12 protein-coding genes are annotated in these 15,251 nt (G+C 59.6%); 4 read left to right on the top strand and 8 right to left on the bottom strand.

Translation table 11 applies throughout. The features are described from left to right. Positions 1-45: 45 nt before the first annotated feature. Together BLU11_RS04285 and norR are read right to left on the bottom strand one after the other, a co-directional pair. Positions 46-1,488 (bottom strand): hypothetical protein, encoded by a 1,443-nt coding sequence (locus BLU11_RS04285; protein WP_090272205.1) that lies wholly within the window; start codon positions 1,486-1,488, stop codon positions 46-48. Positions 1,489-1,725: 237 nt separating this feature from the next. After that, entirely contained in the window at positions 1,726-3,252 is a 1,527-nt protein-coding gene (gene norR / locus BLU11_RS04280) for a nitric oxide reductase transcriptional regulator NorR (RefSeq protein ID WP_090272204.1), read from the bottom strand. A 170-nt stretch (positions 3,253-3,422) separates the two neighbouring features. On the opposite strand from norR, the gene ytfE reads away from it, so the two are divergent. Next, complete coding sequence (ytfE, locus tag BLU11_RS04275) at positions 3,423-4,100, top strand: iron-sulfur cluster repair protein YtfE (protein WP_090272203.1); 678 nt, start codon at positions 3,423-3,425, stop codon at positions 4,098-4,100. A gap of 6 nt (positions 4,101-4,106) precedes the next feature. On the opposite strand, the gene BLU11_RS04270 is transcribed toward ytfE, so the two are convergent. Further along, positions 4,107-4,541 (bottom strand): hypothetical protein, encoded by a 435-nt coding sequence (locus BLU11_RS04270; protein ID WP_090272202.1) that lies wholly within the window; start codon positions 4,539-4,541, stop codon positions 4,107-4,109. Between the two features lie 72 nt (positions 4,542-4,613). On the opposite strand from BLU11_RS04270, the gene BLU11_RS04265 reads away from it, so the two are divergent. Then, positions 4,614-5,789: an NnrS family protein gene (locus tag BLU11_RS04265; RefSeq protein WP_090272201.1), complete on the top strand. Its 1,176-nt coding sequence runs from the start codon at positions 4,614-4,616 to the stop codon at positions 5,787-5,789. Between the two features lie 46 nt (positions 5,790-5,835). Here the strand turns inward: BLU11_RS04265 and BLU11_RS04260 are convergent, their stop codons facing one another. The 4 genes from BLU11_RS04260 to hemN form a co-directional block, all read right to left on the bottom strand. Further along, entirely contained in the window at positions 5,836-6,822 is a 987-nt protein-coding gene (locus BLU11_RS04260; protein ID WP_090272200.1) for a diaminopimelate dehydrogenase, read from the bottom strand. Positions 6,823-6,935: 113 nt separating this feature from the next. After that, positions 6,936-9,581, bottom strand: a complete 2,646-nt coding sequence (locus BLU11_RS04255; RefSeq protein ID WP_090272199.1) for an AAA family ATPase — start codon at positions 9,579-9,581, stop codon at positions 6,936-6,938. After that, entirely contained in the window at positions 9,578-10,702 is a 1,125-nt protein-coding gene (locus tag BLU11_RS04250; protein WP_090272198.1) for a metallophosphoesterase family protein, read from the bottom strand. Before BLU11_RS04250 ends, BLU11_RS04255 begins: the two co-directional genes overlap by 4 nt. 64 nt (positions 10,703-10,766) lie before the next feature. Continuing rightward, a complete protein-coding gene (gene hemN / locus BLU11_RS04245; RefSeq protein WP_090272197.1) occupies positions 10,767-12,149 on the bottom strand; it encodes an oxygen-independent coproporphyrinogen III oxidase in 1,383 nt (460 codons plus the stop codon). Positions 12,150-12,328: 179 nt separating this feature from the next. Between hemN and BLU11_RS04240 the strand changes: the two genes are divergently transcribed. Together BLU11_RS04240 and BLU11_RS04235 are read left to right on the top strand one after the other, a co-directional pair. After that, the gene (locus tag BLU11_RS04240; RefSeq protein ID WP_172828669.1) at positions 12,329-13,069 is read left to right on the top strand and encodes a Crp/Fnr family transcriptional regulator; all 741 of its coding nucleotides are present in this window, start codon (positions 12,329-12,331) and stop codon (positions 13,067-13,069) included. Positions 13,070-13,081: 12 nt separating this feature from the next. Continuing rightward, a complete protein-coding gene (locus tag BLU11_RS04235; RefSeq protein ID WP_197674256.1) occupies positions 13,082-13,444 on the top strand; it encodes a YbaN family protein in 363 nt (120 codons plus the stop codon). Positions 13,445-13,526: 82 nt separating this feature from the next. Here the strand turns inward: BLU11_RS04235 and BLU11_RS04230 are convergent, their stop codons facing one another. Next, on the bottom strand, positions 13,527-15,242 hold the full coding sequence (locus BLU11_RS04230) for a nitrite reductase (protein ID WP_407920223.1): 1,716 nt from the start codon (positions 15,240-15,242) through the stop codon (positions 13,527-13,529). Between the last annotated feature and the right edge of the window lie 9 nt (positions 15,243-15,251).

Here is a 15,251-nt window from a genome sequence, read left to right as displayed (position 1 = left end):
GCGGACAGTCATGGCGATCTCTCGCCATGACTGGTTCAGTTCAACTCAGTTCGCTCCGCAGGCAGGCAAGCCCGGCCGCTGAGGACTGGTAAAGGTACAACCGTAATCTGCATCAGCCACCGCAGCAGGGTCGAGCACTTCATCCCCGGCCGGCTTGTCATCGTCATTGACCCAATCCAGCCAGTCGTTCATCGCCCGGGTAATCTCCTGATTAGAAAATTCACAGTGCCCAGTTGCCCGAATAGCCCGCTGTACCAGCAGATCTTCGTTTCCATTCTCCTCAGCACCCTCGCGATACAGCTGCTGATGGCGGAACGGCACATAGAAATCGCCCAGCGTATGCAAGGTTAACACCGGCACATCAAAATCACCCTGGATCAGTGGAATCCAGCGCACCCCATCTTCCCGCATGAGATTGGCATCCTCATCAGCGCTGACTCTTGGGATATTTTCGTTGAACGTCAGTTCGTCTCCAGTTGGCTCTGAATCACTGGTCCAACGGTAAACCTGATCCTCATTGCCATAGCCGTTACGCGCCAGAATCCCCTCGATGTCACCTTCGGAACCGCCAGTACCCAGTACGGCGCCCTGCCACATATCAACCGCAAAGCCTTCCTCAAAGATAGGCCGCTCTCCTCCCGTGAGGTTGCGCGCAACAGCTATCAGGCGCTCGCCGGCCACTCCACGCGGGGACAGCCAGTCCGGCGAGGTGCCGTTGAAGTTGAACAGAGTGCCGAGCATCTGCGGTAGCAGATCCTGGAAGTCGCTATAGTCCGCGTCTCCATATCCGCTCAACTCCATCATCACCCGCGGATAGTCGCCCAGCCACTGAAACTGATTTTGCTCCGCCTGGCACATGGGCATCGCGCCCGCGTAAGGCACCTTGTTCAGCGTACGCTCCATGTTCTCCCGATCCACCGCTGCGGCAGCGACATGACCACCCAGGGACTCACCGGAAATCAGGTATTGGCCAGGCTCCGCAAGGCGTACACCATGATCTGCTTCCAGATAATCGACGATGTTCAGCGCCAACTTGTTGGTATCCTCAATGCCGGCCCGCACATCATAGTAATTAGCCGAATAGGATGAGGAAGCCCAGGCGTAACCTGCCGCCAATACCGCATCGCGCCATGCATCCCTTGGGATCGACGTCGGCAGGCCTGCTCCCGTACCACGATAACCATGGGTGTACATGATCAGTCCATCGCCATCCCAGGCGTCAGGAACTTCGATGGCGTAGACGGCCTCCCCCTGCAGCCCATCATAGGTACCGACGTAGGCGCTGCTGCCGGCACGGGCAGTGACAGAAACCACCATAGGAGCGAAAACACGCTCGTCCTGTTCGCGAGTCATATCGGGCGGAGCGACATCATCATCGGAACCGCCGCTATTGTTGCTACCGCCACCACCCCCACCGAGACAACCGGATAACAGCAAAGCACTGAGCGTCAGGGGTAACACAGCCAAAGAGAAAGGTGTAGTGCGCAAGGTAAACCTCCATTGTTTTTGTAATCACTACCCGGGCACGAAGCGGCCCAACGCATTTCACAGCATAGTCGAGCCTGCTTAATGCGCTGCTGCATAAGTTACGTTGATATCACCCCAGAAACGCATCACTGAAATGGGTGAGTCGAGGCCGATTCTTTGCCAGCATCTGCGCAAAGAACTACCGCCGCCACACCACCCCGCAAGCATCCGTGGCCGAGCGGGGCATGGTCCGTTCTGTTACTTCAAACCCAGCCGCCGTGCCAGCTTGTGCAGGTTGCTGGCATCCAGCTCCAACAGGCGCGCAGCCGCGCTCCAGTTATCATCGGTGGCTATCAAGGCCTGACGGATCTGCTCGCGCTGGCAGGATTCGACAGCAATGCGTAAAGGCTGAATGTCTTCTTCAGTGGGTGCAATCAAGGGATCGGTCGGTGTCTGCACGGCGCCGCCGCTGATGGGGATGTCCAGTAACGCCGCATCCAGTGACAGCATTGCCTGACGCGAGCCATTGCGACCCAGCGCCTTGATCGCCGCCCGACTGATCACATGTTCCAGTTCGCGCACGTTGCCCGGCCAGTCATAGGTCAACAACGCCTGCTCGGCATCCGGCGACAGTCTCAGGCTACGCACACCCAGGCGCGCGCGGTTCAGCTCGAGAAAGTGTCCGGCCAGCAACAATACATCGTTGCCACGATCGCGCAGCGGCGGAACCGGGACCGGATAGACAGACAAACGATGATAGAGGTCGGCGCGGAAATCGCCCTTGGCTACCGAATCCGCCAGGTTGCGATTGGTCGCAGCAATGATGCGTACATCCACGCGCAGCGGCTGATCGGCGCCCAGGCGCTGGATTTCGCCATTCTGCAAGGTCCGTAACAGCTTGGCCTGCACATGCAGCGGCAATTCGCCCACTTCATCCAGAAACAGCGTGCCGCCATGGGCCGCATCAAAACGCCCTCCCCGATCAGTGCTGGCTCCGGAGAACGCACCTTTGACGTGCCCGAACAGCTCACTTTCAGCAAGGGATTCGGGCAGCGCCGCGCAGTTGACCTGAACCAGCGGCTTGTCGGCGCGCGGCGAGTGTCTGTGCAGCCAATGGGCGAACAACTCCTTGCCCACCCCTGTCTCGCCGGTGATCAAGACTGTCAGATCCGAATCTGCCACTACAGCCAGCTCGTCGAGCAGACGCGTAACGACCGGGCTGTGGCCGACAATCCCATGCTGCTGCAGCCCCGGCAAGGCTCGATGATCATCGGCGCGAACCAGACGCAGTGCACGATTCTCCTGCTCCAGGCGTGTCACGCGCAGCAACGCCTCCACCAGCGGCAACAGGTGCTGCAGCTTCTGCCGGGCCGCCTCGTCAAAGGTGCCGGCATCCAGTGCGTCGAGTGTCAGCACGCCCCACAGCTCACCTTCCACATAAAGGCTTATACCCATGCAGTCATGTACCGGCAGCGGCTCGCCGGGACTTTCATCCATCAAGCCATCATAGGGATCAGGCAAGGGGCTGTCGGATTCGAACCAGGTGGGTTCGCGACGGGAAAGTAGTGCGGCAAGGCGCGGCTGGCGGGCCACTTCAAAACGCCTGCCGAGTGCATCCTGGACCAGCCCAACGGCGGCAACCGGACGCAGGGAGTCGTTTTCATGTTGCAACAGCACAACAGCGCCGCAAGCGAAGCTTTCTCGCAACACCTGGACCAGACGCTGCAAGCGTACGGCAGCGGGTAACTCAGCCACCAGGTCTGGCAGCAGGAAACGCTCGATCATGGTTCAATTCACCCTTGCATGGTTTTATGAACCATACCGCATCCAGGTATATTGCACCAATAATACTTGATTACGTTAAATATCAATCAGTTATAAGTGGCATGTGTATTGCTAGCTTATAGATAGCTAAACATTACAGCTGTTACCGCCACCTTATCGGAGCACATCTGATGCCTTACGACTTCCTTGACACTCAGCTGGGCACCATCGCCCGAGAACTTCCCGGTGCCACCCGCGTATTACACGCTCAGCGTCTGGACTTCTGCTGCAATGGCCAGCGCACCCTGGCTGAGGCCTGCCTTCGTAAAGGCATCGATCCTGCCGCGACTGTTGCCGCCCTGGAGCAGCTATGCGCCGTCGATCAGGACGAGCAGAACTGGAACCACGCATCCGCCGAACAGTTGATCCAGCATATTCTGACGCGCTACCACGAATGTCATCGGGAACAGTTATCTGAGCTGATCAGACTGGCCCGGCGTGTCGAACAGGTACATGGCAATAATCCCGATTGCCCGAACGGGCTGACCGATCATCTCTCCGACATGCAACAGGAGCTGGAAAGCCATATGGCCAAGGAGGAACAGATTCTGTTCCCGATGCTGATGCGGGGCGAAGAAAGCCTGTCACGCGGACCGATCAGCGTGATGCGCTTCGAGCATGACCAGCACAGCCAGGCGCTCGACAAGCTGTACGCGCTGACCAACGAGGTCACCCCGCCGCCTCACGCCTGCAATACCTGGCAGGCTCTATACCGCGGACTGAACGAGTTCTGCGCGGACCTGATGGATCATATGCACCTGGAAAACAACATTCTGTTCGTTACCCAGGTAACCGCGAAGGCGCTATAGGAAGCGCTAGAGGACGAACATGGTCTTGGCGCATATCACCAACAGCACGGCGTGCACCAAGAGGCTTATATTCAACAGATGCATGGTTCGCTCGGTTACCCGCTGAGCACGGCGCAGAAAGATCAAGGCCGCGTAATGACCTATGATCAGCAGCGCGAGCAAGATCTTCAGGCTGAGCAAGGTGGCGAAGTGGCTGGAAAGCGGGTCGGCCAGCAGACTGCGATAGGGCCAGGCAAGCGTCAGGCCGGCACCATAGAGCACAAAGGCAACGACGTGGATGACCCGTCGGGCCTGCTGACCCAGAGCCTGGCTCATAGGAGTACGAACGCCGGCGTCCAGGCGCCGGCCGGCCGGAGTCAGAATCAGCACCTGGAAGAACAGCGTGCCGATGAAAGCCATGGCCGCAAACAGATGCAGAATTTTAACCAGCAGATATGTCATAAGTTATTCCAGTGATGAAAGCGTAGCCGACACGGCAGCGCAACGAGCATAACAAGCAATCAGGAGATTTTCATGCCGGACAATCGCACTCAACTACCCGTGCTGTTTGCATTGGGCTTTCGCCCCTTGTTTCTGGCGGGCAGTCTGTTTGCCGTGTTGGCCATCCCGCTGTGGATCGCCGCCTTCCTCGGCCACATCGAACTGTCACCCGCCGGTGGCTGGCTGGCCTGGCATCGACACGAGATGGTTTTCGGTTTCGGCGTCGCCATTGTCGCAGGCTTTCTGCTGACTGCCATTCAGGCGTGGACCGGCGTACCGGCGCTCACCGGCAAACCCGTGCTGCTGATGGCCGGCTTGTGGTTGGGCGGACGCCTGTGCTGGCTGTTCGGCGCTCCCTTGTGGCTGCTGATTCCCATGGACCTGCTATTTCTGCCACTGGTGGCCTTGGCCATCGGCCATTCGTTATGGAAAGTACGTCAGGTGCGTAACTATCCGATCGTGGTCATGTTGTCATTGCTGACCCTGTGCAACCTGCTTGTATTGATCGGCCTGCAGCAGGACGACTTCTTTCTGCAGCGCCACGGCGCAGTCGCGGCATTATGGCTGATCGCCGGCTTGATGGGCTTGATCGGCGGGCGCGTCATCCCCTTCTTCACCCAGCGTGGCCTGGGCCTGACAGAACCGGTGAATGCCTGGCCATGGCTGGACAACCTGCTGATGGTCGGCAGTATTCTGGTTGCGCTGTTGATGCTCAGCGGTGCGGGCCTGCGCCCTTCGCCCTGGCAGGCGCCCATTTATCTGGCGCTGGGTTTGGGTCACATGGTCAGATTGCTGCGCTGGCACCATCCGAAAATCTGGACAGTGCCGCTGCTCTGGTCACTGCACCTGTCCTACGCCTGGCTGGCATTGGCACTGATCGCCATGGCTCTTTGGCATGGCGGCTGGTTTGGCGGCTTCAGCCAGGCAACTCACCTGCTGGCCATCGGCGGCATGGCCGGGATGATTCTGGCGATGATCGCCCGGGTCAGCCTCGGGCACACCGGACGCCCGCTGCAGCCAGCCGCGTCCATGAGCATCGCTTTCGTCCTGCTCAATCTCGCAGTGCCGCTGCGCGTATGGCTGACCATACCCATGCCGCAGACGGGCTTCTGGCTGGCGAGCCTGTGCTGGGCAGTAGCCTTTGGGCTCTATGTGTGGAATTACACTGCAATCTTGACCGCGCCTCGGCCAGATGGGCGGCCAGGCTGACTACAGAGCTAGCTTCCCTCTCCTCTGGGAAGAGGGAAGCTGCGCCTTACAACAGTTCCTTGCGCAATTCCGCCGGCGACTTGGGTGACAACAATCCCGGTGCCACGTCCAACACCGTCTGCGCACCAATCACGCCACTCTGGTTCAAACGCCAGGTAGCACGCGCATAAGCAACCAGTACCGCGGCTGTGAACTCGGGGTTGCTGCCCAGCTTGAGGGTGTATTCCATCACCTGGGTGGTGCCGGCGCCGGACGTGCCGCTGCGGATCACTACACCGCCATGGGGCATCGCAGCATGGTCGCGGCGCAGTTCTTCTTCGCTGATGAAGTTGACGGTGGTGTCGTAGTCGGCGAAATAGTGCGGCATGCTGACGATGCTCTGCTCCACTTCGGCTGCATCAGCGCCTTCGGCCAGTACCACATAACATTCGCGCTTGTGCTTTTCACGGGTAGCCAGTTCTGGCAGTTCGCCGTTGCGTACACGCTCGATCGCGGCTTCTGCAGGTAGAGTGTATTGCACCCCGGCCTTCACTCCATCTACCCGGCGCACCGCGTCGGAGTGGCCCTGACTCAACCCCTTGCCCCAGAAAGTGTAGGTCGCGCCCACAGGTAAGATGGCTTCGCCATAGAGGCGGTTAAGGGAGAAGAGTCCCGGATCCCAGCCCACGGAGATCATGGCGGTCTTGCCTGCCGGGTGAGCGGCGCTGTCCATGGCGGCATGGTATTCCGGGATGGTGGCGTGGGTGTCGAAGCTGTCGACGGTATTGAACATGGCCGCCAGCGCCGGGCCCTGTTCGGGCAGGTCATTTTTCGAGCCGCCGCACAGGATCAGCACGTCGATCTGGTCGCGAAACTGTTCGATATCATTCTGGGCATTCACGGGAATACTGCTGTCGAGCAGCTGCACGTCCGCTGGGTTACGCCGACTGAAAACGCCGACCAGTTCCATATCCGGGCTCTGGGTGATGGCCATTTCCACGCCCTTGCCGAGGTTACCGTAACCTGCGATGCCGATTCTGATTTTGCGCTGCATATGAAGACCTGACCTTTCTGTGTGTGCCAACCCCGCATGAACAGAACACGGGGTAAAGCGGGAATTATACAGATTGTGGCGGTATTTTCGGAGCGGAAGACTGGCGCGTCACCTCAGCTCCCGGTCGCGGTAACCTTCAACCCCTCCATTTCCCGTGCCGGCACGCCCATGTCTCGCCACTTGTCCGGGTGGCAACTGAACAACAACACCTGATGCCGCTGGGCGGCGTCGAACAGAATACGTTTCATCTGCTCCAGTCGCGGCTGGTCGCTGTGTACCAAGGCGTCATCCAGAATGATCAGTGTCGGACGCCCGACCTCGCGCAGCAAATCGGCATAGGCCAGACGACTGATCAGCCCCATCTGCTCCCGCGAACCAAAACTCAGAGCATCGAACTCATCCGCTTCCTGCCCATGACGGATCAGGCGCCCAGGCAACAGGTTTTCATCGACCTCCAGCCTTGCCTGGGGAAACAGCAGCTGCAGATAGTGATCCAGATGCTTCTGCAACGGCGCCTGCAATTGTCGGGTGAGCTGTTGGCGTTTTTCGCTGAGTAGGCCATGCAACAGGTTAAGCGCATTGGCACGGCTCTCCAGTTGTTGATGGCGACGGCTTTCGCTTTCCAGCTCGGCAGCAAGCTTGGCACGATTTTCCTCCAGGCCATCAGCACCCTCGCTTTGCAGCCGTGCCTGCAGCGCAATCAGCTCTTCGCGACGCTGATTGAAGGTCTGCTCCAGCTGGGCAGCACTGGCGCTGTAGCGTTGAATATCCTGCTCGAGGATATCCGGCCTGGCATTGGCGATGCGTGCGGCCCGTTCTTGAGTCAGTTGTTCCAGCCGCGTCTGGTCGGCGCGCAGCGCCAGCAAGCTGTCGTTGAGCTGCAGTTGCTGTTGACGGCGTTGCGGATCGTCCAGCCTCGCCTGCAGCAGACGACACTCTTCGTCTGCGCTGGCAACGTTCTGGCGCAGCTTGATCAGCGTCTCGTTATGCTCACCGGTGGCCTTCTCGGCTTGCTGCAGTCGTCCTGCTGCCTGCTCCAGAGCCTGCTCGGCGATATTGATCGGCGGCAGCTGCTCTTCCGCCAAGGTCGGCAGGCCATGCAGCTCCTGCTCCAGTTCCGACAGACGCGTCTTGCCAACGGTCAACTGCTGCGTCAGCGCGTCGATCCCTTCCGGGGCATGGCCAGCCTGGAGCCTGCGGTTGGTCAGAATTGCAGTGTTCAGTGTTCGGCCCAGTTCCAGCTGCTCACGGGCAGCGTCCAGCGATACGACCTGCAGCTCATCAAGAAGCGCCTGCAACTGCTCCTGCCCACGCTCGATCTGCCGCACCAGTTCGCCCAGGTCCTGCCCGCCAGGAGTAATGGTGAGCTGACCAACGCCGGCAATCTCGATCCAGGTCTCCTGCAGCAACAGAGATTCGCCGGTGCAGTTGACCAGCTCACCGCCGACGGACATCTGCTGATCAGGCAGCAACTCAAAGCGCAATCGGGTGGCAATACTCTGCTGGCGGATGTTCAGCTCACGCAGTTGAGTCTGCAACGCCTCGAGTCGAGCGAACTGTGTATCATCGACACGAATTGCCGCCAGCCTTTGCTGCTGCTCAAGCAGATCACTTTGCAACTGACGCGCCTGCGCCACGCTGGTCTGATACTGCTGCTGTTGGCGCAACAGTTGTTGCTGCTCACGCTCCAGAGTTTGGCGCCGGGCCAGCTGATGCGCCTTGCGCTCCTGCTCGCGCGCCTGTTGATAGGCGGCAAGCGCTGTATCTCGCGTAGCCGCCAGCTCTGCATGCTGCGCGGACAGGCGCTCGAGCTGCCCTAGCAGCTGTTGCGCTTTCGACTGGCGTTGTTGCAGGTCTTCAGACTGCTCGTCGTGAGCACGCAGCTGATCCAGCACCATCTGCCGACTGTTGCGATTCTGCTCCAGCTCCTGCATTTCCCGCTGCTGCTGGTCCGCCAGCAATGTCACCTCAGCCTGTTTCTGTTCCGCCTCCTGCTGCTGCGCCCGCAGTGTCTGCCAGGGGCGCTCGGCCTCATCGCTGGCCTGCTGCTGACGCAATTCGCCCAGGCGATCCACCTGCTGACGATAGCTGATGATGCGCTGGTCAAGCTCTCGCAGATCACTGCCGAGCGCAGCAAGCCGCTCAATGCTCGCCTTGTAGTCGCCGCGCGGCTTGCCGCCGCCCGTCAACAGTTCCTCCAGTCGACTGCGAACCTGCCGGGTGATCTCATCACCATCACTGCTGGTCATTTCCCCGAGACTGGCACCCAGCACCGACTTGAGGTGATCGCCGGCATGGGTGACCGCCTCGCCAAGCTCCTGACCCATACCCTGCTCGATCCATAGCAGGCCGGGAATCCCCCAATGTTCCGCCTTGCTGGCGCCACGGGTAGCGACAGTGAACCCCAGCATGGCGGCGAGCTTGTCCTCCGCTTCGTCACCGCTGAAACGTTCACCCTCCACTGTCAGATCGCAACGCTTGCGCTGCAGAAAACGCTTGCTCAGCTGCCATTGCTTGCCAGCATGAGTGAAGACCAGCTCGACCTCCGGCGCGGCGCCGGAATCACCCCATGGGCGCAAGTCGCCCAATGTTCCGGAGCTGTGGCGCTCGAAAAAGGCTGCGCGAATGGCCCGTACCAAGGTGCTCTTGCCGGACTCGTTGGGTCCGCAGATCAGGTTGATGCCGGCACCGAACCCGTCAATGCTCAGAGGCTCACGGAACTGTCGAAACTGACTTACCCGCAGTTGCTGCAACTTCATGCCGGCGTACCTCCCGCATGCCGCTCGCGCAGCAGACTCGACAGTATGCCCAGCGCCTCGCGGGCAGTATCGTGATCGTCTGCCTGTTGCAGGTCGCGCAGCTGATTCACCACCTCCCCCAGATAGCCATCAGCCTGCAGCGCAGCAATGTCCTCGTCAGTCGGGATCAACCGCAGTTCAGCCAGATGGTATTCCAACACCCGATGCTGTGCCTGGGCGCGACCCAGCGCGGTCTGTAGACGTTGCTCTCCGGCGAGATCCAGCTCGCCTTCGAGGGTCAGATTGATGACGCTGCTGCGCTCGATGCTGTCCAGCTCTTCAATCAAGGCATCCAGATCCGAGGCCACACTCAACCGCCGCTGCCATTGCAGCCAGGGAAATTCACCGATGGCTATCGGCGTCACCTGCGGCTCGGCACCGGGCGCATCAATCCGCACATCCATCAATTGCCCGGCACCGTTGCTCTTGAAACGGTCCTGCTCCGGCGTACCGCTGTACCAGATGCGGTTGCTGATCTGCCGACAACCGTGCCAGTCGCCCAATGCCAGATAGTCCAGCCGAGCTCGTTCGGCGCGCTGGGGGTCGATGGGGTTGGGGGAGTCGATATCCTCGGCAAGAATGCCCTGAACGCTGCCGTGGGCGATGCCGATACGCAGCAGCTCCGGCGGCGTCGACGCGTGGTCGAACCATTCGGTCAGATCATTGAAGGTGTGGCGCTGGGTCAAGGGCGCCGGGAGAACGGCAAACCCCTGTTCAGCAAACAAGGAGACCTCAGGGGTCAGCAGCAAATGCACATTATCAGGCACCGCGTTCAGGCGTCTGGCACGGGTCCAGATGCTTTCCGCTAAGGCAGCATCATGGTTGCCCGGCAGCATGATCCACGGCCCGTTAAAGGCCTGCAATGCCATGAACAGCCGCCGCACCGTGCGATCGGAGATGGTCTGGGCGTCGAATATATCCCCCGCCACCAGCACCGCATCGACAGCCAGCTCCGCCCCCAGTGCCGCAATGCGCTCCACTGTGGTCAGGCGCGCCTGAGTCAGTGCAGGACCATCTTCCGGGCCGAAGCGGTCGTATTGACGACCGATCTGCCAGTCAGCCGTATGCAGAAAGCGTGGCATGTTCTCTCCCCTGTGCGAATCCGATTCCGGATTGTAAACGCAAGGGACAACAAAGGGGGCCCACTCACACCACCTGAGTGTATCGAGCCTCGTCTGCCTGATGCTGATAGGCATCGAACACCATGCAGATGCGCGCCACCAACGGTCGCCCGGCGGGAAGTATGCTGATGCCCGCCTCACTCAGGCGAATCAGGCCATCGCGATGCATTTGCCGCAGCATGTTGAGGCAGTCGACAAAATAAGTTGCGAAATCGATACTGAAGCGCTGCTCTATGTCCGCAAAACGCAGTTCATAGCGGCACATCAGGCGGTTGATCACCACCCGCCGCAACCGATCATCGGCTGTGCATTTCACTCCTCGATACAGCGCCAGCCGGCGCTCCCCAAGACTTTGCTGATACCGTTTGATGTCACAGCTGTTCCGACAATGAAAATCGCCCACCTGACTTATAGCCGACACGCCCAGCCCGATCAGGTCGCAGTCACCGCCAGCGATATAACCTTGAAACCCTCGATTCAGCCGCCCTGTTTCCTGCGCGTTGCTCAGGCTGTCGTCGGGTAACGCAAACTGCCCCATACCGATATGCCGATAGCCGGCACTCTGCAGCAGGGCGAAGCTGTTGCTGATGATCTCCAGGCGCATGTCGGGGCCGGGCAACTCGGCCAGGCTGATCTTGCGCTGGGGCAGGAACAGATCCGGCAGATGCGCATAGTTGTACAACGTCAGGCGATCCGGATTCATCTCAATGACCGCCGCCAAGGTGCGAGCGAACGAGTCCGGGGTTTGCCTGGGCAAGCCATATATCAGGTCGATATTGACCGACCGATACGCCAACGCACGCGCTGCGTCCATTACCGTCTGTGTCTGCTCCAGGCTCTGCAGTCGGTTGATTGCACGCTGCACATCCGGGTCAAGGTCCTGCACGCCGAAGCTGGCATGATTGAACCCCAGCTCGCGCAGCAATCCCATGGTCGGCCAGTCTGCCTCACGGGGATCGATTTCGACGCTGTAGTCGGCTATATCGTCTTCATGCAGATTGAAACAGTCGCGCAGTCTGGTCATCAGCTGGCGCAGATCCTCATGACCGAGGAAGGTTGGCGTGCCGCCACCCAGATGCAATCGCTCGACCCGCTGCGCCGGATTCAGATGTGCACTGATCATCTCTATTTCGCGGTTCAGTGCCTGCAGATAAGGTTGCGCACGACTGCGGTCCTTGGTAATGATCTTTGTGCAGGCGCAGTAGTAACAGACGTTGGCGCAGAACGGAATATGCACGTAGAGTGACAGCGGTCGGCAGGCATCACCGCCTTGCTGCAAGGCCGTGACAAGGTCGGTCGGCAATACACCGTCGACGAACTGGGCCGGCGACGGGTAGGACGTGTAACGCGGGCCCGGCTTATCGTAACGGCGGATCAGGCCGGCGTCCCACTTGACTTGATCGGACATGGAAGGATGCTCCGCTGCGATTTTTCTCTGATGTCGGCGAGGTTACGCCCTTCCCCGGTGCGCCACGTTGACGCACATCAAGAACCTCGGGATCGCCTGCCTCATGAATTCATCGCGGGGTATGGTCTGCGCAGCCGGAAATGCTTACTCTGCAACAAATCAATCAAAGGCGGGAAGATATGGCTCTGACTCAGGAACAACGGCAGATGATTGTCCGTCATCCTCTGTTTTCTCATTTCAAGGCACAAGCTCAGGAAGAGCTGCTGGCTGATGCCCTGGTGCGCGATTACGATACTCAGGCGCTGATCCAGCGTCAGGACGATCCAGCCGAGCGCTTCTACCTGGTGCAGTCCGGCAAGGTCAAGCTGTATCGCATCTCGGCCGATGGCAAGGAGAAGGTCGTCGAGATCATCACCGCCGGCAATACCTTTGCCGAGGCCATCATGTTCATGCAGAAGTCGGTCTTCCCGGTATGTGCCGAAGCGCTGGAACCGGTCAAACTGATCGGCTTCTCCAACCGCCTGATGCTGCGCCATCTCGAGCAGAACCCGCAAACCTGTCTGCACCTGCTGGGCCATATGAGTGTGCGTTTACATCAGCGGCTGGATGAACTGGAACACCTGACACTGCAGAACGCGACCCAGCGTCTGGCTCTGTATCTGGTCAGTCAGGTGCGCGACCGCGCAGGGGACAGCGCAGAAATTGAACTGATACTGCCCAAGAGCCTGATTGCCGCACGCCTGTCGATCAAGCCGGAGACCTTCTCACGCGCCATAGCCAACCTGCGTGAGCGTGGATTGATCGACAGCCGCGCACGACAGATCAGCATTCCCAGCATTCGCAATCTTCTGGACGAGTTCGCCGGAGGTCAGCAACATACCGAACACAAGGCGAGCATTATTGCGTCTGACAGCCTCTAGACTCCCATGCTGATGAAATGGATATGGCGCAGCGTGGCATCGTTGGCGCTGGGCCTGGGTGCTCTGGGAGTATTGTTGCCTGGGTTACCCACCACGCCCTTCCTGCTGCTGGCGGCCTGGGCAGGCGCTCGCGGCTGGCCGGAGCTGGAGCAGCGCCTGCTGACTCACCCCAAATACGGTCCGTTGATTCATGATTGGCGTGAACACCGCGCCGTGCCACGCCGCGCCAAATGGCTGGCCAGCGCGCTGATGCTCAGCAGTATAGTAATGATCTGGTTGTTGCCGGCACCGATGTTGCTGCGCTGGTTCCTCAGCCTGTTTCTGCCTTGCGTTGCATTGTGGTTGTGGGCCCGTCCAGAGTCCGATCAGATATGAATGCTCCGGCCAGCCTTTCCCTGCACCTCTTCAATAAAAAACGGGAGTCATATGGCTCCCGTTTCTATTACAACCACCTCCCTCAGTAGACGTCGTGCTGCGTGTTGTACACGTTGAACTTGCCGGTAGGCGTGATCAGACGCTTGTCACGAATGACCTTCTTCAGCTCCAGGGTCTTGTCGTCTACCACCACGATGGCGGATTCTTCATCCTGGCCGCTCCAGACCGAGAACCAGACCTCATCCCCTGCCTCGTTATACTCGGGCTGCACCACACGGCGCGACCCGCCCTCGATGCCGGACCACTCGGCGATTGGCAACACCTTGTAGCCCGCGTTCAGATTGCCGATATCGAACACCGCCACTGACTGAGCAATCTCGGAACTCGGGTTGAAGGTGGTATCCACATACAGATTGGTGGATTTCGGGTGAGTCTTGATGAACAGCGAGCCGCCACCCTGACCTTTCAGCGTATCCACCACCTTCCATGCCTGCTCGGGATGGTTTTCCGGGTCGGTGCCGATCAGCGAGATGGTGTCGTCACCCAGGTGACTGGTACCCCACACCGGACCGAACTCGGGGTGCACAAAGTTGGCGCCACGCCCCGGGTGCGGAATCTTGCCGACCTCGACAATGGCCGCCAGCTTGCGATCTCTGGAGTCGATCACCACCACTTTGTCCGAATTATTGGCTGCGGTCATGAAATAGCGGTGACTGCTGTCCCAGCCGCCATCATGCAGGAACTGCGCAGTACCGATACTGGTAATGCTCATATTATCCAGGTCTTCGTAGTTGACCAGCATGACCTGACCGGTTTCCTTGACGTTGACGATGAACTCGGGATGCTCGTGGGAGGCGATGATCGCCGCCACACGGGGTTCCGGGTGATATTCCTGAGTATCCACGGTCATGCCACGGGTGGAAACGATTTTCAGCGGCTCCAGCGTTTCACCATCCATGATCACGAACTGCGGAGGCCAGTAGTCGCCGGCGATCACGTACTTGTCCTCGAAGCCTGCAAACTTGGAGGTTTCCACCGAGCGGGCTTCGATACCCACCTTGATTTCAACCACCTTGGTCGGCTCCTTAGCCCACAGGTCGATCATGTCGATCTTGGCATCACGGCCAATCACCATCAGGTAGCGACCAGATGCGGACATGCGTGAGATATGCACGGCGTACCCGGTATCGATGGTCTTGACGATCTTCTTGGTGGCGCCATCAATCAACGCGATCTTGCCATCGTCACGCAGGGTGACCGAGAACAGGTTGCCCAGATCCAGCTTGTTCATCTGCTTAGTGGGTCGATCTTCCGGCTTGACCAGCACCTTCCAGCTGTCCTGCATGGCCTGCATGCCCCACTCCGGCGGTGTCGGCGGCTCGTGCTGGATGTAGTTGGCCATTAGGGTGATCTCTTCCGGCGTCAGCTCGCCCGAGGTCCCCCAGTTCGGCATACCCGCAGGCGAGCCGTAGGAAATCAGGGCTTCCAGGTAAGCCTGGCCGCGCTGCTGAGTGATGTCTGGGGTCAGCGCCTTGCCGGTAGCGCCCTTGCGCAGCACGCCGTGGCAACCGGCGCAGCGCTGGAAGTAGATCTCCTTGGCCTTGTCAAAGTCGGCTTCGCTCAAGTCCGGTGCGCCCGGGGTATGAACTACCCGAGCCAACGCTGGCTCAACGGCAGAGGCTTCGCCCTGGTAGGCAGCAGCCGCCTTTTCCGGATCCGAGCCCTGGGCAAGTACGGCAGCCGCGACCGTCATGGCCATTATGCTGATCGCTGCTGTTAATGGTTTGGTCATTCTCATGGTTTCGTC

The organism is Halopseudomonas litoralis, from assembly GCF_900105005.1.
GTDB classification, from domain to species: domain Bacteria; phylum Pseudomonadota; class Gammaproteobacteria; order Pseudomonadales; family Pseudomonadaceae; genus Halopseudomonas; species Halopseudomonas litoralis.
Note: the sequence above shows the minus strand (reverse complement) of the source record. Positions and strands in the feature narration are given on the sequence as shown.